The sequence below is a fragment of the Streptomyces zagrosensis genome (genome assembly GCF_014203645.1).
Lineage (GTDB): Bacteria > Actinomycetota > Actinomycetes > Streptomycetales > Streptomycetaceae > Streptomyces > Streptomyces zagrosensis.
This window is the reverse complement of the sequence record NZ_JACHJL010000004.1, coordinates 78,845-96,982: the sequence shown is the minus strand read 5'-3', so window position 1 is coordinate 96,982 and position 18,138 is coordinate 78,845. Positions and strand designations below refer to the sequence as shown.

Here is an 18,138-nt window from a genome sequence, read left to right as displayed (position 1 = left end):
GGCTGGGCTCCGTCAGTTCTGCGCTTGGAGGTTGTCGGCGTCTATCTGGTCGTCGAGTTCTCGCAATCCCTTATCGAGATTGCCGACCTTTCCGGCCTCCGCCGCATATGCGAAGTCCTGGAGGGCCAGGACGTACTGACCACCGTTGATCGAGGGTGGCAGCGCGACACTGTCCCGGTGCCGGGTGATGTCCAAGAAGGTGCGGAACGTGGGGTCGGCGTCGAGCTTCGGTGAGGTGAGTGCCGCCTTGGTGGACGGCACGTTGTGAATGGCATTGGCGAAGGCGACCACCTGGTCGGTGTCCGATGTCAAAAAGCGCACCAGTTCCCACGCGGCGTTTTGGTGCTTGCTGCTGTGGGCGATGCCGGCGACGGTGCCCGTGAGATAGCCGCGGCCATAGGTGTCGGCCTGGTCATCGGGTACCGGCATCGGTGCGGTGTCCCATGCGAAGTCGGCCTTGGCGTCGTTCAGCATGAGGCCACGCCATTCACCATCCATATGCATGGCGAGCTTGCCGGTGAGAAAGGCGTTCTGGGACGACATTTCGTCCCCGAAGGTGGTACGGAACTTCTCCAATGCCCCGTACCCGCCCAGCGCCTTCACCATATTGCGCTGGGTGGTGAAGAACTCCTTGGCGGCCGGCTCCTTGGCCAGCCGGGCCTTGCCGGCGGCGTCGAAGTAGCGCGGGTCCCACTGCGCGAACAGCCGGTCCGGGCTGTTTTGGTACATCCGGAAATTGGGCATGAAGCCGAGCTGTTCATAGCCGCCGCCCTTGGTGCGCTGGGTCAGCTTCACGGCAGTGCGGTGGAACTCCGACATGGTGCGCGGTGCCCGCTTGATGCCCGCTGCTTCGAAGGCGTCCTTGTTGTAATAGAGGCCGAAGGCATCGGCGAGGAGCGGTAGGGCGCATTGCTCGCCTTCGAAGCTCGTGTAGTCAAGGAGCGTCTTGGGGAAGACCTTTTTCTTATCGAGGCCGGTCTTTTTCATGAACGGGTCCAGATCGACCCACATGCCCGATGAGCAGTATTGCCCGACGTTGTTCGTAGTGAAGGAGGACACGACGTCGGGGGCGTCGCCACCGCCCGCGCGCAGCGCTTGGTTCATGGTGGCGTCGGTGACGTTGCCGACGGCCTTCACCTTGATGTTCGGGTGCTGTTCCCGAAAGCGGTCAAGGCTGTCATTGATGGCCTTGACTTCGTTCTTCTCTGCCCAGCCGTGCCAAAACTTCAAGGTCACGGGCTTGGTTGGGTCGTCCTTCGCACTACCGGTGCTGGGGTTGGCACATCCCGCGAGCAGCAGCCCGGTGGTGGCGAGCATGGCGGCGAGGACGGCCGGAGCGCGATGCGTACGCGTTCGCGGCATGGCGGACTTCCTTAACGGCGGGGGACGGGTGAGGGAGGGGCGCGGAAGGGGCGCGGGGAGGGGCGAGTCCGGGGTCGGGGTCGGGTCGGGGCTTGAGGTGCTCAGGCGGTGTCGAAGACGGTGTGACGGGCATCGGCCAGCGCGGTGCGCAACGCGCCGACGAGGATGGGCCTGCCGTCGAGCGCGCTCAGCCGTAGCTGTGGCCGAGGCAGCGCGAGGCCGGTCAACTCATCCTCAACTAGGGCGAGTAACCGCTCTCCGCCCGCTTGTGCCACCTGGCCGGAAAGCACGACCAGGTCCGGATCGATGACGGCGATCACGGAGGCGAGGCCGGTGGCGAGGCGGCGGGCGAGTTCGGCGAGAACGTCGTCGCCCGCGCCGGGAGTGGCGAGCGCATCGGCCAGCGCGCTGGGGGCGTCCGGGGCGCTGAAGCCGTGTGTCTGGGCGAGTGCGACGACGGCCGGTGAGGAGACCAGCCGCTGGAATCCGCCGCCGCCGTCCGGAGCGGCGGTGGCGGCGAGCCCGTGCGCGAGCGGGGCGCCGGGCAGCGGCATATAGCCGATCTCGCCCGCGCCACCGGTGGCGCCGCGCAACAGGGCGCCGCCCAGCACGATCGCGGCGCCGACGCCCTCATCGGCCCACACCAATACGAAGTCGTCGAAGTCCTGGGCGGTGCCCCGATCGTGCTCGGCCAGTGCGACCAAGTTGACGTCGTTCTCGATGTCGACCGAGACCCCGAGCACGGCGCTGAGCTCGGTGCGTAGCGCACGAGATTGCCAGCCGGGCAAGTGCGGTGCGTAGCGCAGGGTCCCGGTGCGCGGGTCGAGGGCGCCGGGGGTGCCGATGACGGCGCGGTGCAGCGCGTCCCGGCCGAGCCCCGCGGCGCGCAGCGCCCCGTCCACGGCCTCGGCGACCAACTCGGGGGTGCGACCGCGTACGTCATCGGCCGTCGCGTCGGCCGCCACGTGCTGTTCGCCGACCACCGTGCCGGCGAGGTCGGCGACGACCGCGGTGATGCCGAACGGGTTGACCTCCAGCGCCGCAACATGCGCGATGGCCGCATTGACCTCGTAGAGCTGCGCATTGGGGCCCGGCCGTCCGGTGGCGGTCCCGGTGGCGCGCACCAGGCCGGCCGCCTCCAGCCGGCTGAGCAACTGGGATGCGGTGGGCTTGGACAGGCCGGTCAGCTCGCCGAGTTGGGTGCGGGTCAGCGGCCCGTGGGCGACCAGAAGGTCCAGGGCCGCCCGGTCGTTCATTGCCCGCAGCACGCGCGGCGTTCCCGGAGTGCCGGCCACGTCTGACCACCCGCCCTTCACCGATCAGACGCCGGGCCCCATTGCCGCGATCATCTGTTAGGAAAGTTTCCTAATGGTGAACAGGAAGGTAGGCGGCCATCGGCGGCTCGTCAATGGTTCGGCCCGGGCGGACACACCCGATCGCCCAAAGTGTTATCGAACATCGCCCCCGCGTGCACCCCGTGCGACCCCTCGTCGGCCCAGCGGGCCCGCTTTCTTCCTCACGGGCATCCTCCCGTCCGTACGGGTCGATCCGGCGCGGCCAAACCCGTGCTCCTTCCATAACGTGCCGGCATAACACGGAAGTTGCCCCTATTTGACAGGGTCGCAGCGCGGAAGTCCCGTTCGTTGACGCCGCCCATGGGCGGTGCGAGGGTTCACCTCACCCGGTCGGGACTCGTCATGGACATGACCTGCGTGTCGTCGGGTCACGTTCCCGGCCGGGCGGGGCTGCGGCTTCGGCCGTGCTCGGTGTTCCCGTCCGCCACGCGGCTGTCCGTCCCGCGCGGCGGACGGGGCACGCGGCGGGCCGGGTGGCGGCACGCCCGGCCGGCGTGACTCCCTCGCACGCCGCCGCGCCCCCGATGGAGGGCGGCCCCCACCCGACGTCATACCCCCTCGTACGACCCACAGTGACGCACAGTGAGGACGATTCATGCAACGAAGATCCGCACGCGTTCGCCGACTTGCGACCACGGGAGCGCTGGTGACGGCGACCGTGACCGCCATGCTCGCCGGCGCCGCCGTGACCGCACCCGCGCAGGCGGCCGGCCCGCCGCAGGGCCGCATACTCGCCGCCGACAGCCCGCACCGCGTTGACGGCAGCTACGTCGTCACCCTCAAGAACACCCCGTCGGTGGCGGCGACCGCCACGAGCCTGGCCGACACCTACGGCGGCGAGGTCACCCGCACCTACTCCACCGCCCTGAAGGGCTTCGCCCTCCGCGCGGACGAGGAGTCCGCACGCAGGCTCGCGGCCGACCCGGCGGTACTCCAGGTCGAGGCCGACCAACGGATGCGCGCCCTGGGCACCCAACCCAATCCGCCGTCGTGGGGCCTGGACCGCGTGGACCAGGAGGAGTTGCCGCTGGACAAGAGCTACACCTACCCGGACACCTCGCAGGGCGTGACCACGTACGTCATCGACACGGGCATCCGCGTCACCCACGAGGACTTCGGCGGGCGCGCCAGCTGGGGGACCAACACCGTCGACAGCGAGAACCGCGACTGCAACGGCCACGGCACCCACGTGGCGGGCACCATGGTCGGCGATGACTTCGGCCTGGCCAAGAAGGCCAAGGTCGTGGCCGTCAAGGTGCTGGATTGCGAGGGGTCGGGCACCACCGCCGGTGTCATCAAGGGCATCGACTGGGTGACCGCCAACGCGGCCAAGCCCGCCGTGGCCAACATGAGCCTGGGCGGCGGCAAGTCCGAGACCTTGGACCGCGCGGTGACCAACTCCATCAACGCCGGCATTCCCTATGCGGTCGCCGCGGGCAACGAGAACGAGGACGCCTGCACCGGATCGCCGTCCGGCGCCCCGGCGGCCATCACGGTTGGCTCCACCACGCGCAGCGACGGCCGCTCCAGCTTCTCCGACTACGGCTCCTGCCTCGACATCTTCGCGCCTGGCAGCGACATCACCTCGGCGTGGATGACCGACGACACCGCGACCAGCACCATCAGCGGCACCTCGATGGCCTCCCCGCACGCCGCCGGCGCCGCGGCCCTGGTGCACGGCGCTCACCCGAACTGGAGCCCGCAGCAGGTCCGCGATGCCCTGGTCCAGCGCGCCACCAGCGGCGTCGTGACAGACCCGCGCCCCGGCTCCCCCAACAAGCTGCTGCGCGTCACGGGCGAGGACATCCCCACCCCCGACAACGACTTCGCGCTGGCCACCGGGCCCGCATCGGGCACGGTCGAGGCCGGCCAGGAGATCGGCACCAAGGTGACCACGTCGGTGGTCAAGGGCGACCCGGAGAACATCACCCTGACCGCATCCGGCCTGCCGAACGGCGCCGAGGCCAGGTTCGACCCCGCCTCGGTGCAGACGGGCCAGTCGGCCGGGCTGGCCATCTCCACCTCGGCCAACACGCCATCGGGGACCTACCAGGTGGCCGTCAAGGGCACCTCGCCGTCCGCCTCGCACACCGCCACGTACACCCTCACGGTGACCGGCGGCGACACCGGCTGTGAGCCGGGCCAGAAGCTGGCCAACCCGGGCTTCGAGTCGGGCGCGACCGGTTGGCAGGCCACGGCCGACGTCATCGGCCAGTGGCGTGAGCAGCCCGCACGCACCGGCAGCTACAACGCCTGGCTCAATGGCCGGGGCCGTACGGCAACGGACAACGCCCGGCAAAACGTGACGCTACCCGCCAACTGCTCCCAATACGCACTGAACTACCACCTTCACATCGACTCGGATGAATCACCGACCAGGGCGTGGGACACGCTCAAGGTGCAGGTACTCGACGCGGGCGGCAGCAGCGTCCTGGCGACCTTGAAAACGCACTCCAACCAACAGGAGAACAGCGGTTACGCCCGGCAGACGGTGGACCTGTCCGCGTACGCGGGCCGGGAGGTTCAGCTTCGCTTCCTGGGCCAGGAGGACGCATCCGTCCAGACATCCTTCGTCCTCGACGACGTCACCGTAGACGTCTCCTGACGCCAACCGGCGCCGCCTGACATGGCCCTGTCGCCGCGGGCCCCGGTCCGTCAGCTGACTGACGCGGGCCGACCCGAGCTGGGCCGATCTGGGCCGAAGTGAGGTGACGGTGAGATGAGGTCCGGGCCCGCTTCGCCCGGGCCGCGCGGGGCGTCCTGCCACGGTGTGGCGGGGCGCCCTTCATCATGCGGCGGGCATTGCCGCGCCTACGGGGTTGCCGGGGCCGTACGGGAAAGCCGAGGTCGCGTGGGGCCTCGGGAGCGCGCGAAGTGTGGGGACCGGGTGGGGCCGGGCTACTTTTGTAGGTTGGTGGGCGGTGGTATCGGTGACGCCGCGACGGATTGGGGCGACGTGGGGAGGGCCAGGGCCGAGGGCGCGGACATGCCCGCGGTCGGGTCGGCCGGGAGCGTGGTGCCGGCGTCCGGTGGCGGACCGCCCACGATCCGAATGCCTTGCGCGTCCAGCGCCCGCTTGATCCGCCAGCGCAGTTCCCGTTCCACGATCAACGCCTTGCCCGGCATGGTCTTCGCCGTGACGCGGATCACCACCGAGTCGAGGTACACCGCGTCCAGGCCGAGCACCGACACCGGCTCCCACAGCGCCTCGTCCCACGGCTGGGACGTCCCCATCTCCGCACCGGCGCCGGCGATCACCTTCCTGACCTTCTCCAGGTCCTCGTCGTAGCGGACCTGGACATCGACGCCCGCTGTGGACCAACCCTGGCTGAGGTTCCCTATGCGCTTGACCTCGCCGTTGCGTACGTACCAGATCTCGCCGTCGTCGCCGCGCAGCTTCGTCACGCGCAGGCCGACCTCGATCACCTCGCCGGAGGCCACGCCCGCATCGATGGAGTCGCCCACCCCGTACTGGTCCTCAAGGATCATGAAGACCCCGGAGAGGAAGTCGGTGACCAGGTTCCTGGCGCCGAAGCCGATCGCCACGCCCGCGACCCCCGCACTCGCCAGGAGCGGCGCGAGGTTGATGTCCAGGGCGGAGAGGATCATTAGCGCCGCCGTGCCCATGATCATGAATGAGGCGACGCTGCGCAGCACCGAGCCGATCGCCTCGGACCGTTGACGCCGACGCTCCGCGTTGACCAGGAGTCCGCCGAGTGCCGTGCCGTCCACGGCCTGGGCGGTGCGGTTCATGCGTGAGATCAACCGGGTGATCGAGCGCCGGATCACCGACCGCAACACGACCGCGATCACCACGATGAGCAGCATGCGCAACCCGAGGCCCAGCCAGTCGGACCAGTTCTCTCCGATCCAGCCCGCGGCGTTCTCCGCGGACTCTTGCGTCTCGTCGAGCGCCGTGGCGCGTGGCGTCGCGTCAGGGGACGGTGCGGCGGACCGGAGCACAGGGGACAACCCTTTCGTGGACATGCCCGGCACTTTGGCGCACGGGCAGACCATCCACACTAACGGGGCGCGGAGGGTGTCTCGTTGTGATGTTCGAGAGACAACAGTGAGCGGCCCGGGCAAGAAGAGGGTGTGGTCGAAAACACTCTTGGTCCGTTACCTGGCGGTGGTGGCGCTCTCACCAGGGGTGCATAGACACTAAGGGGAGATCGTCCCGGCGCGAGCCACGCGCCGCCGGCGTACAGGGAGGCACCCGTGCCGCATGTTCTGGTCCTCAACGCGTCGTACGAGCCACTTGGCGTCGTACCGCTCCGCCGCGCGCTCGTACTCATCCTCAACGAAAAGGCCGTCAGCCTTGAGGAGTCAGGCGCCCTGATGCACAGCGCGACCCGCGTCATACCCGCACCCAGCGTCGTCCGCTTGAAGCGGTTCGTGCGAGTCCCCTTTCGGGCTCCTGTTCCGCTGACCCGCCGTGCCCTGTTCGCCAGGGACGGCGGTCGCTGCGCGTACTGCGGTGGCGTCGCAACCAGCGTCGATCACGTCATCCCGCGCAGCCGGGGCGGTCAGCATGCCTGGGAGAACGTGGTCGCGGCGTGTCGCCGCTGCAACCACGTCAAGGCTGATCGCCATGTCGCGGAACTCGGCTGGCGGCTGCGTCACCAACCAGCTCCACCATCCGGCCTCGCCTGGCGGATCATCGGCACCGGGCATAGGGACCCGCGCTGGCTGCCATACCTACAGCCGTACGGGGCGGACGATGTGATGGCTCGGATCGACGGCGTATCCGCCTGAGAACCGGGCCATCAGCGTGTGTACGCCGCGCCGCGCACCGGGTGCGCGGCGCGCTGAACGCCCGGGGCACAGCGCGAGGCCCGGGGCACAGCGCGAGGCACGGGCGTGCGGGACGCCGGGGCACGGCGTGCGGCTTACGGCGTGCGGCTTATGCCCAACACCGGATGCTTCCGTGACGCGTGCGCCCCGCGGCCTCCCCGGCACCCGCGACCCCTGCGGCGAGGTCAGCCGGCAGCGGACGGCGCTGGTGATGTCTCGGCTGGGGCCGCTGTGCCAGCCGGGTCGGGGGTGCTCCGGATGCGCGGCTGCCCTCCGTCTGTTGCCTCCGCTGGTGTTTGTGTCGCTGCTGGCACGCTTGCTGCCCCCGGTGTCTTCGTCGTCCCGGGCGCTACCGCGTAGACCCGGACCGACCTCAGCGAGTATCCGAAACGCGTCGCCCGCTCCTGCCCCTGGACGCGTACGAAGCGGGTGCCGGGCGCGTCCATGCGGACCGTTTCGCGTCCGCCCGCACTGTCGCGGACCGTGGCCGCCGTGCGCCAGGTGCGCCCGTTGGACGAGACCTGTATTCGGTACCGGGCGGCATGGGCGTCTTGCCAGTGCAGGTCGAGGCGGCCGAGCCGGGTCGGGCCGGCCAGCTCCAACTGCCACCAGGCGTCGTCATCGGCGGGCGAGGACCAACGAGTTGCCGGATCTTCATCGATCGCGGCCGATGCGGGGAAGTCCTTCGTCTCGTCCGCCGACGAGGTCGCGCGCGCGTCCCGCGCCAGGTCCGGGCCGCCGGTTCGCGGATACGCCCGTACGGTCAAGGTGGTCTCCTGTGAACCGAAGCGGATCGGCAGTCGATACGAACCCGGCTTGGTCCCCGCCGGCACTGACACCTCCACCTCTGCCGTCGCCGTGCCCCCGCGCGGAGCTGTGATCTGGGACGGAGCCGTGACCTTTAGCCCGTCCTTGGTACGCACCGTGAGATCGCCGCGAACGTCACCGGGCCGCCGGCCGACCAGCGAGACCGTCACCCGAGCCGGAGGGCCGCCGATCTCCGCGTCCGCCTCCGTACGCGACACGCGCAGCTCCGCAACCGGCCCATCGGCGAACCAGGGGGTGATCTCCTGCACGGCCGGCGGTCGCACGCCCGCTGCCCAGCGCAGCCGCACCGCGTCGGCGTGCACGCCCTTGCCCGGTGCCTGGGTCCACCCGCTGGCTGATAGCTCGCCGAGCCGCCGCCAACCGTGCCCGGGCACCCGCGCCTCCACGGTCCCGATCGCGCCGGTGGGCCGCTTGGCGTCCTTGCCCGTGGCCGCTTGGGTCAGCACCGTGACGGCGCTGAGCGGTCGGCGGTCGCCGAAGGCCACCGTCACCGGATCGGCCAGACTCGTCCCGCCGCCTGGGTCGCTGCCCGAGTCGCCGCCGGAGCTGCCCTCTGGGGCACCGGCCGCCCCCGGCGCGCTCGGCCAAAACGCCGTCATCGGATCGCCGTCGCTCGCCTGCTCAGCGCCCTCGTCCGGTGTGAGGGTCTTCGCCCGCTCCTTGCCGCCTGCGGCGTCCAGGCCCCACCACGCGTCGGATTCGGTGATCGCGCGGGTGAGGAAGTCGGGCAGCACTCCCTTGCCGACCGTGGCCGGACTGGCGGCACTTTGCGCGCGCAGCGTGCGCAGCTCGCGCTGGGCCCGCCAGGCGGTCGCGCCGTCGCCGCGCCCCTGTGCGGTCAGTGCGGCAACGGCGCGCTCACCGGCCGCGCCATAGCGGCCCAACTGCTCCAACCATGGCGTGACCTCACCGTCGAAGGTGTCGCCCAGCAGCTTGGGCGCATCGCGCAGGGTGCGGAACTCGACGCGCAGCCGCTCCGCCGCCCTGGCGAACCGTCGCTCGCCAGGGCGGCTCATGGTGCCGGTGCCGGTGCCGGTGCCAGTGCCGGTGCCAGTGCCGTCACCACCGCTCGTGCCAGTGCCATCGCCCGTGCCGCTCGCCCCAGTCGCGCTGCCACCATCGCCCCCACGGTTCGCACCGGTTGCGCCGCTGGAGCCGCCACGTGGAGCGAGGGCGTGGCCGCCGTCTTGGGCCGCCGCCTTGCGTGCCGCCCAGAACTCGTCAAGCAGGGGGCGCAGATACGCGGACTCCGGCACGGTCTGCGCCGGGTCTTGCCCCCAGCCGCCGAGGAGTGAGGAGGCGTCATTGCCCGCGAAGGCCCGCATCGCCGCGCGGGTACGCGCATCATCGCCCGCGAGGTCGTCAATGGCGGCTTGCCAGGACTCCTGCGGCCGATACCTCTTCGGATTCCATGCGAAGTCCGCGGTGGTGAACAGCGGGATGCGGGACGCCGTGGGCTGTTTCATCGCGTTGGCCAGCAGCGCCGCAGAGCCGCTGGCCACGGCCGGGTCGCGACCCGAGTACGGGCCAAGGAAGATCCGGTCTTGCGCATAGTCATTGATCGGGTAGTTGTCCATGGTGACCAGCGGGTGCCGAAACGCCGTGCGGGCCTCGGCCATTTCCCGGCCCGTGATCGTCTTCGGCACCACGCCCACCCCGGTCCAGGCCACCTCGATCTGCGGATCGAGCGCACCGGCCAGCGCCGCACGGAACTCGGTCGCACCCTTTTGGAAATACTCGGTCGGCAGCAGCGACAGCGCCTGCGCCCCGGGGTGCCGCTCCGCCAGATGCGCGGCCAGCGCGTTGGTCACCGTTGCCTGCGCCTTCGCGGCGGCCTCTGGCCCCGAGCCGAAGGCGTCGGCATCCGCATCACAGTGCCATTCGCTGTAACTCACGTCCTGGAACTGGAGCTGGAAGGAGCGCACCCCCAGCGCCCACATCGCATCCACTTTGCGCTTGAGAGCCCGCACATCCTCATCCGATGAGAAGCACAGGTCCTGCCCGGGCGCCACCGCCCAGCCGAGCGTCACATGGTTGCGCCGGGCACGCTCGGACAGCGCGCGGAACTCGGCGCGCTGCTCGGCCGGATAGGGGTCGCGCCAGCGGGCCTGCCGAAAGGTGTCCTCCTCCGGTGCGTAGAGATACCGGTTCTGCTTCGTACGGCCCAGGAAGTCGAGTTGGTCAAGCCGCTCCCGGTGGGTCCACGGCCTTCCGTAGAACCCTTCGGTGAGGCCGCGCGCCGGCGTCGCGGGCCAGTCCCGCACGCTCACCCCGGGCAGCTCCCGGTGCCCAGCGGGCTGCCCGTCGCGGTCGATGACGAGCTGGCGCAGTGTTTGCGCAGCGTGAAAGAGGCCGTCCGGGCCCACGCCGTCCAGGGCGAGCGTGCCGCGTCCGTTCACCACACCGGTCGCCAGCCGATAGCCGCCGCTGGGCAGATCGCCCCGGGCGGGTGCGCGCAAGGCCCGCAGTGCCTCGTCCGCACCCCGCCCGCCCACGTAGACCACGAGCCCCCGCGGCGGCGAAGGCGCGCCCGGACTCGCATCGGTCACCGTACGAGCCCCGGCGGCGCGCAGCACGGAGCGCAGCACCTCCAGCGCGTGCGGGTCGGTGTCCGCATCGGCTACCAGCGTCACCTCGTCGGTGACCGCCAGCGAGGCGCCCGCAGCGCGCATCGACTGTGGGCGCGGCCACACCGATGGCAACCCACTGGCGGCACTTTCGGGAGTTTCGGCGCTCTTGGTGGCCCCGGTGGCGCGACCCGCGTCACCTCCTCCCGGCGCAGGCGTGGCGACGGCGCCCGGCACGGGCCCAAGCAGCCCACCGATGACGGCGGCGACCATGGCGGTCGCCCCTGCGGCGCCTGCGGCCCGCGCCGATCGCGGCTTGTCCCGCCGGATATCCCCCTGGCTGTTCCCCCGGACTCGCACGGCCCCCTCCTTACGTCTTCCAACGCCTCATTCGTCTTCCGCTGTGGACTCCGCCGACGCGGCGGATACAGCGACTGCGGCAGACACAGCGATTGCGGCAGGTACAGCGATTGTGGTGGATGCGGCAGATGTCTGCCGGTGCCTGTGGATAACCAGTTGTCGGACAAACGGACAACGCCTGTGTGGGGGTGGATGGCCGACTGTCGCACGCCATGGCTGGCGCCTTAAAGGGGGTGGCGAGCCGCCGCGAGCCGAGCCCACCACCCGGCTGGTCGGGGTGTCAACGGCGGTGACCGAAGTGCCGTGATTGCGGTGTGCGGGACTACCGGGGGCGGGGGACGCGGTCCGGATAACTCCGTAAATCCGTCGTTGGAGCGCTCGGGTGGGCTCACATCTCGCGGTGATCGGCCTCGATGCGCGAGAAATCGTCCGCTGGGAAGAGAATGTGACCTGGAGCACGTTAGAGGATGAGATGCGTCTGCCTCCGCTGGCATTGGGTAGGGCTCGACGTGTCTGACTGCCGACCGACCCCAGACCGACCCCAGGAGGCCCGAGTGGCCGCGTCAGCTCAACTTCTTCCGTCCGCCCTTGCCAAACAGGTGGAGCCTGACCTCTACGAGGGGGTGTCCGATCCCGAGTCGGGGCTAGACGGTTCCGGTTCCTGTGGGTTCGCCGAGCAGCCACTGACCAGCGAACCGCCCCTGTCCGACGCCGCCCCCCTGACAAGCGAGCCACCGCTGGGCGCCGAGCTGCCGCTGACCAGCGAGCCGACCGCCGCTGCCTACCCGGTGGGACGCGCCGACACGGGGCAGGAGCCAGCGGCGTACTGATGACCGCGGCACCATGACCTCAGCGCGTGCGGGAGACCGGGGCGGACAGCGGGGAGGTGGCATGTGCCGCGACCAGAGCAACCAGCGCCAGCACCGGGAGCCAGCCCCCGCACGCACCAAGCCGCGTAGCGCCGGCTGCGGCAGCGAGCGTGGCAACCTGGCGCGGCTCGCCGACCTGCATGGCGTATCCACCTCCTACGCCCCGGCGCCGGGGCGCATCCGGCACGTGCCCGATGACACCGTTGTGGCGGTGCTCGCCGCGCTCGGCGTGGACGCTTCTACGCCGCGCGCCGTGCGAACCGCCCTCGACCAGTACACGCACGACGTATCGCAACTGTTGCTGCCGCCGTACGTGGTGACGCGCCCAGGGCGGCCGGCCCGGCTCAACGTCCCTGACGGGACCGTGCTGCGGGTGGACACCGAGGACGGCGGTGTACGGGGCTGGGGGCCGGAAGCGGACGACGTGGCCGCGGGCCGCGGCACCCGACAAGACCGCGACCAGGACCCCAACTCCAACCGTGACCCAGAGCGGGCCGACCATCGCGACCCGCGCCGTGACCCGAACCGGGTGCGAAGCGCAGAACGCCATGGACAGCAGGAATGGGACAGGGCCCGAAGACACGGGCAGGGCGACGGCCTGGACGCAGCCCTGCCGTTCGGCTGCCATACGCTGCGAGCCCACGCGCCCGGTGGGCGCTCCGCCGTCTCCCGGCTGATCGTGGCCCCGGACCGGATGCCCGAGCGGCCAGGGCGTACGCATGGCTTCCTTGTGCAGCTCTATTCGCTGCTGTCCGCCCGCTCCTGGGGCATGGGCGACCTCGGCGATCTGGCCGATCTCGCCGCCTGGTCAGGCCGCACCATCGGCGCCGGATTCCTCCAGCTCAACCCGCTCCACGCGGCGGTGCCCGGCGCCCCGACCGATCCCTCCCCCTACCGGCCTTCCTCCCGCCGCTTCCCCGACCCCAGTTATCTGCGGGTCGCGGACGTGCCGGAGTACGCGCAGCTTCGCGGCGCCGATCGGGCTCGCGTGGATGAGCTGCTGGTCCGGGCCGACGCGCTGCGCGACGCCGTGCTCGGCAAGGGCGCCCTCATCGACAGGGACGCCACCTGGGACCTTAAGCGGGAGGCCCTAGAGCTGGTCAGAAAGGTTCCACTCAGCCCCGGACGGCGCGCCGCGTACTGCGACTACCTCGCCGAACGCGGTCAGGCGCTCGACGACCACGCCACCTGGTGCGTACTGGCCGAGCGGTACGGGCCCGACTGGCGCTCCTGGCCGAGTGGCCTGTCCGACCCGCGCTCCGGCCGCACCGCGCGGTTTCGGGGCGACCACCTCGACCAGGTGGACTTCCACTGCTGGCTGTCCTGGCTGACCGACGCGCAACTCGCTGCCGCCCAGCGCACGGCGCGCGACGCGGGCATGGGCATCGGCCTCATCCACGACCTGGCCATCGGAGTCCATCCCTTTGGTGCGGACGCCTGGGCACAGCAGCACGTCTTCGCCGCGGGCATGTCCATCGGCGCGCCGCCCGACGCCTTCACCTCCCGCGGCCAGGACTGGGGGCTGCCCCCGTGGCGCCCCGACGCGCTGGCGGCGTCGGCGTATGCCCCGTACCGCGAACTGCTGCGTGGCATGCTCCGGCACGCGGGCGCGCTGCGCATCGACCATGTGATGGGCCTGTTCCGGCTGTGGTGGGTGCCGCAGGGCCGGGAGCCGATCGACGGCTGCTACGTCCGCTACGACGCAGAGGCGATGCTCGGCATGCTCGCCCTTGAGGCCCACCGGGCCAACGCGTTGGTCATCGGCGAGGACCTGGGCACGGTCGAACCGGGCATACGCGAGACGCTCGCCGAGCGCGGTGTGCTGGGCACGTCGGTGCTGTGGTTCGAGCGGGCGTACGCACAAGGTGCCGTGGCACGGGATGGTGCGGCACACGACGACGGGCCGCTGCCCGACGCGGCGCACGGCGACGTGGCACAGGACGGCGCGGCGCACGGTGGCGCGGTGCTGGCCGGCGCCCGCGCCCCCGAAGCTGCTGCCCCCGAGGCCGCGGCGGGTCGCCGAACGCCGGCGCGCGCTCCCCGGCCGCTCGCGCCGGGGGAGTGGCGTACGGACTGCCTGGCCACGGCGACCACGCATGACCTGCCGAGCACCGCAGCCCGGCTGACCGGCGAGCATGTGCAGTTGCGACACCGGCTGGGCCTCCGCACCAAACCGCTCGCCGACGAGCAAGCCAGGGACGCCGTGGAGACCGCCGAATGGCTGAGCTTGCTGCGCGGCCTCGGCCTGCTGCGGGAGGGGCTCGGTGACGACGAGGCCGCGATCAGGGCGGTCTACCGCTTCTTGGCCAGGACCCCGGCCCGGCTGGTCGGCGTATGGCTGCCCGATGCGGTGGGTGATCGGCGGCCCCAGAACGTGCCCGGTACCTCGGATCAGTACCCGAACTGGCGGCTGCCCATCGCCGACGCCACCGGGCAGCCGATGTCGCTGGAGCAACTCCTCGCGTCACCGCGGCTGCGCGCGCTGCTCGCGGAGGTGCGGACGGAGGTGCGTGCGGAGGCCGCCGCCGAGCGGGCAGCTCACGGGCCGACGTGAGCGCCTACCGAGGCAGGCGCGCGCCGGGCGCCGGCCGGGTGACGGGAGCGCGTCAGCCCGGGCGGCAGGAGCGCAGCGCCGGGCGCGTGGCATCCAGGCGATGGGGCCGGCCGATGGGGTCGGCCGACGGGCTTCGAGGGGCGCGACGCGCGGCGCCTTCCGGCACCCCGGGCGCGCGGCATGTGAGTGGGTTCGGTAAGTTGCTGCCGTGAGCACTAAGGCCAAGAAGAACGCCCTGCGCGCCGGTACGGTCACCGCCGGGCTGACGTTGATGCTGCTGATGTCGTCCCCCGCGTTCGCGATCAGCCGCGACGATGGTGATGACCCGGGTCCGGGCCTGAGTGTCGTGGAGACGCTCGGCCTCTACGTCGTTGCTCCCATCGTCGCGTTCCTCGTGATCGCTGGTCTCGTGATGATCGGCAGCAAGAGCGACAAGCAGACCACGAGCTGATTTTTCGCTCCGCCATGCGCCTACGGCTTCGCGCCGTGGGCGCTTTTGGCGTGGAGAAGCGCGGGTGAGGGCGCAGGCGGGCGCACCCCCCGGGCCGAACGCCCCCGCACTCGCCCCACACGCTGACCGGTGTCGCCCGCTGTCTCGCTCCGTACCCGCCCGGCGTTGCCGCCGGAGTCGCCTTCGCTGGGTAGCTTGCCCCCATGTCCGACTGGGATCTCAGAAAGCTCCGCGTGCTGCGTGCCCTCAGCGAGTGCGTTCGGCCGCTGCGACAGTCGTAGGCAAGCCACTTCGGTGACCAGGAGGGGCCCGCGGCTCAGCACCCCCCAGGCTCCGCACCAGCCCTCGGAACCGGAAATGCAACTCGCCGGACCGCGGACCAGCACCCGCGCGACCCAGCACCGCTACCGAAAGGCGAGGCACGGCCCCTAGCCTCGCCCCGCAGCACCCCGCCCCGCCCCGACGCGCACGGCGAAGACCAGTCCGGCTCAGGCCAGTCCTACTCAGGCCAGCCCGGCTCAAGCCAACCCGGCAGCTCAACGCAGCCCCACGCAGGCGCCACTCCCCACACAGACGGTGACCCCCACGTCATAGCGACCCGCACGCCAACGACACCGCCCCCCACCCAGGCGGCGACCCGTACGCCGACTATCGAAGCGGCGACTTCCCGTTCACCCAGTTGGTCGATCTGGCCGACCGCCAGTTGGGCGCCGGTGTCATCGCCGCCAATGACGAGTTCTTCGCCCAGCGGGAGAATCTGCTGGTGCCTGAGCCGGCCGTGTTCGATCCGCAGGCGTTCGGCCACAAGGGCAAGGTCATGGACGGCTGGGAGACTCGGCGCCGCAGGGGCGCCGATGCCGATCATCCCTTTCCGGCCGATGCCGACCACGACTGGGCGCTGATTCGGCTCGGCGCGCCCGGAATGGTGCGCGGACTGGTCGTGGACACCGCCCACTTTCGGGGGAACTATCCGCAGCGCGTCAGCGTCGAGGCCGCGGCGGTCGAGGGCGCGCCGAGTCCGGAGCATTTGCTGTCGGGCGCGGTGCCCTGGGAGGAGATCGTGCCGCGTACGCCCGTACGGGGCCACGCTGCCAACGGCTTCACTGTCCGCGGTGAGCGGCGCTACACCCATCTGCGCCTCAACCAGCATCCAGACGGCGGCATTGCCCGGCTGCGGGTGTACGGCAAGGTGGTGCCCGCCCCCGAGTGGCTTGGCCTGCTCGGAACCTTCGATCTGGCCTCGGTGCTGCACGGCGGCGCCGTCGAGGACGCGTCTGACTGCTTCTACTCCTCTCCCACCAGCATCATTCGACCCGACCGCGCCCGAAAGACGGACGACGGCTGGGAGAACCGCCGCCGGGTGCGGGAGACCAACGACTGGGTGCGGTTCCGGCTCGCGGGGCACGGTCAAATCCGCGCCTGGAGATCGACACGGCCTACCTCAACAAGGGCAACGCCGCGGGCTGGACCGCGGTCTACGGCTGCGACGCCACCGCCGCCGACCCATACGACGATGCGTCCTGGTTCGAGATCCTGCCCCGCACCACCCTTCAGCCGGACACCCCACACCGATTTCGGCTCGCAGCGCCTGCCATTGCCACGCATCTGCGCCTCGATGCCTTCCCGGATGGGGGCATCGCCCGGCTACGGGCCCATGGCACTCTCTCCGCCGCAGGTCAGGCCCGTCTGCTGGAGCGGTACGCGGCCGTGAGTGACTGACTGACCGGTTGGGGGGTACTCCGGATGCGGGTAAGAGAAGGGCAGTAGCGGGGTAGGAGGGGAGCGGCAGCGAGGTGGGTAAGTGCGGCTTGGCGTTTACAGACGCTTTAACCTACGTTGACGTAACCTACGGAACCGTAGGTCGGACACATCCCCAGGAGTCCGTCACTCCCCGTCCCCAGGAGTTCCCGCTGTGACCACCGCAATACCACGCCCTACGGGAAGGGCCGCGTGGAGCGACAGTCAGTTGTTGTACGCGCTCGAAGAGGTCGTCGAGACAGAGCTGAATCGCCATTTGCACGTTGCCAAGGAATGGATGCCACACGAGTACGTGCCGTGGAGCGACGCACGTAACTTCGACGGCATCATGGGCGGCGACGCCTGGGCCCTGGAGCAGTCCAAGGTCACCCCGGTAGGCCGGGTGGCGCTCGTGGTGAACCTGCTCACCGAGGACAACCTCCCCAGCTATCACCACGAGATCGCCAGTCTCTTCGGCCGTGACGGCGCCTGGGGCACCTGGGTGCACCGCTGGACCGCGGAGGAGGGCCGGCACGGCATCGTCATGCGCGACTACCTGCTCGCCTCGCGCGCCGTGGACCCGGTCGAGCTCGAACGCTTCCGGATGTCGCACATGTCGGAGGGCTTCCAGTCCGACAACGCGCACAGCATGCTGCACTCCGTCGCGTACGTCGCCTTCCAGGAGCTCGCCACCCGCATCTCGCACCGCAACACCGGCCATGAGTCGGGCGACCCGGTGTGTGATCGGATGCTGGCTCGCATCGCCACTGACGAGAACCTGCACATGGTTTTCTACCGGAACCTGCTCGGCAAGGCGTTCGAGCTGGCCCCCGATCAGACGATGTGTGCCGTACGCGATGTGGTCGTGGACTTCCGGATGCCCGGGCACGGCATCCCCGGCTTCGAGCGGGCGGCGGCGCAGATGGCCATCGGTGGCATCTACAACCTGCGCATCCACCACGACGATGTGCTCCAGCCGGTGCTGCGCTACCTCAAGGTGCTCGACATCTCTGCGCTCGGCCCGGACGGGCTCAAGGCGCAGGAGGAGCTCGGCATGTTCATGGGCGGCCTCAATGAGCAGGCCACCCGCTTCGACGAGCGGCGCGAGGCCCTGCTGGCCCGCCGCGCCGCGCGGGGCCGCTAGCCGGCCCGAGTGCCCAGCGGCCGGGACCTACCCGCCCCGGCCGCACCGGCGAGAGCCCCGCTCGGCTCCCGCCAGCACAACCGAACACGGCCCCGTCCGCACACCAGGACGGGGCCG

Annotated in this window: 10 protein-coding genes and 1 pseudogene; 7 read left to right on the top strand and 4 right to left on the bottom strand. The window is 70.6% G+C overall.

Annotated features, from left to right (window positions below; translation table 11 throughout):
- Nucleotides 1–12: 12 nt before the first annotated feature.
- On the bottom strand, nt 13–1,362 hold the full coding sequence (locus tag FHS42_RS09455) for an ABC transporter substrate-binding protein (protein ID WP_184570947.1): 1,350 nt from the start codon (nt 1,360–1,362) through the stop codon (nt 13–15).
- Between the two features lie 101 nt (nt 1,363–1,463).
- Nucleotides 1,464–2,618, bottom strand: coding sequence for an ROK family transcriptional regulator (locus FHS42_RS09450; RefSeq protein ID WP_184570945.1), 1,155 nt, complete (start codon nt 2,616–2,618; stop codon nt 1,464–1,466).
- 694 nt (nt 2,619–3,312) lie between these two features.
- Here FHS42_RS09450 and FHS42_RS36785 point away from each other — a divergent pair.
- Nucleotides 3,313–5,322, top strand: coding sequence for a S8 family peptidase (locus FHS42_RS36785; protein ID WP_246494437.1), 2,010 nt, complete (start codon nt 3,313–3,315; stop codon nt 5,320–5,322).
- A 293-nt stretch (nt 5,323–5,615) separates the two neighbouring features.
- Here FHS42_RS36785 and FHS42_RS09440 read toward each other — a convergent pair whose 3' ends face one another.
- The gene (locus FHS42_RS09440) at nt 5,616–6,704 is read right to left on the bottom strand and encodes a mechanosensitive ion channel family protein (protein WP_184570943.1); all 1,089 of its coding nucleotides are present in this window, start codon (nt 6,702–6,704) and stop codon (nt 5,616–5,618) included.
- Between the two features lie 231 nt (nt 6,705–6,935).
- On the opposite strand from FHS42_RS09440, the gene FHS42_RS09435 reads away from it, so the two are divergent.
- A complete protein-coding gene (locus tag FHS42_RS09435) occupies nt 6,936–7,472 on the top strand; it encodes an HNH endonuclease (protein ID WP_184570941.1) in 537 nt (178 codons plus the stop codon).
- Nucleotides 7,473–7,696: 224 nt separating this feature from the next.
- On the opposite strand, the gene FHS42_RS09430 is transcribed toward FHS42_RS09435, so the two are convergent.
- Complete coding sequence (locus FHS42_RS09430; RefSeq protein ID WP_184571595.1) at nt 7,697–11,179, bottom strand: beta-N-acetylglucosaminidase domain-containing protein; 3,483 nt, start codon at nt 11,177–11,179, stop codon at nt 7,697–7,699.
- 641 nt (nt 11,180–11,820) lie between these two features.
- On the opposite strand from FHS42_RS09430, the gene FHS42_RS09425 reads away from it, so the two are divergent.
- The 5 genes and pseudogenes from FHS42_RS09425 to FHS42_RS09405 all read left to right on the top strand — a co-directional run bounded on the left by FHS42_RS09425 (nt 11,821) and on the right by FHS42_RS09405 (nt 18,021).
- Nucleotides 11,821–12,096 (top strand): hypothetical protein, encoded by a 276-nt coding sequence (locus FHS42_RS09425; protein ID WP_184570939.1) that lies wholly within the window; start codon nt 11,821–11,823, stop codon nt 12,094–12,096.
- Nucleotides 12,097–12,157: 61 nt separating this feature from the next.
- Nucleotides 12,158–14,689, top strand: coding sequence for a 4-alpha-glucanotransferase (gene malQ, locus FHS42_RS09420; RefSeq protein WP_184570937.1), 2,532 nt, complete (start codon nt 12,158–12,160; stop codon nt 14,687–14,689).
- A 208-nt stretch (nt 14,690–14,897) separates the two neighbouring features.
- Nucleotides 14,898–15,140: a hypothetical protein gene (locus FHS42_RS09415; protein ID WP_184570935.1), complete on the top strand. Its 243-nt coding sequence runs from the start codon at nt 14,898–14,900 to the stop codon at nt 15,138–15,140.
- A gap of 592 nt (nt 15,141–15,732) precedes the next feature.
- A pseudogene (gene alc / locus FHS42_RS09410) lies at nt 15,733–16,859 on the top strand (allantoicase); the annotation flags it as partial.
- Between the two features lie 193 nt (nt 16,860–17,052).
- Nucleotides 17,053–18,021, top strand: coding sequence for an acyl-ACP desaturase (locus tag FHS42_RS09405; protein ID WP_184570933.1), 969 nt, complete (start codon nt 17,053–17,055; stop codon nt 18,019–18,021).
- Nucleotides 18,022–18,138: the final 117 nt, after the last annotated feature.

Bases quoted from the DNA above. Each gene is read 5' to 3' on its own strand.
- FHS42_RS09455 (WP_184570947.1), bottom strand. From the start codon at position 1,362: ATGCCGCGAACGCGTACGCATCGCGCTCCGGCCGTCCTCGCCGCCATG.
- FHS42_RS09450 (WP_184570945.1), bottom strand. From the start codon at position 2,618: ATGAACGACCGGGCGGCCCTGGACCTTCTGGTCGCCCACGGGCCGCTG.
- FHS42_RS36785 (WP_246494437.1), top strand. From the start codon at position 3,313: ATGCAACGAAGATCCGCACGCGTTCGCCGACTTGCGACCACGGGAGCG.
- FHS42_RS09440 (WP_184570943.1), bottom strand. From the start codon at position 6,704: ATGTCCACGAAAGGGTTGTCCCCTGTGCTCCGGTCCGCCGCACCGTCC.
- FHS42_RS09430 (WP_184571595.1), bottom strand. From the start codon at position 11,179: ATGGTCGCCGCCGTCATCGGTGGGCTGCTTGGGCCCGTGCCGGGCGCC.
- malQ (WP_184570937.1), top strand. From the start codon at position 12,158: ATGTGCCGCGACCAGAGCAACCAGCGCCAGCACCGGGAGCCAGCCCCC.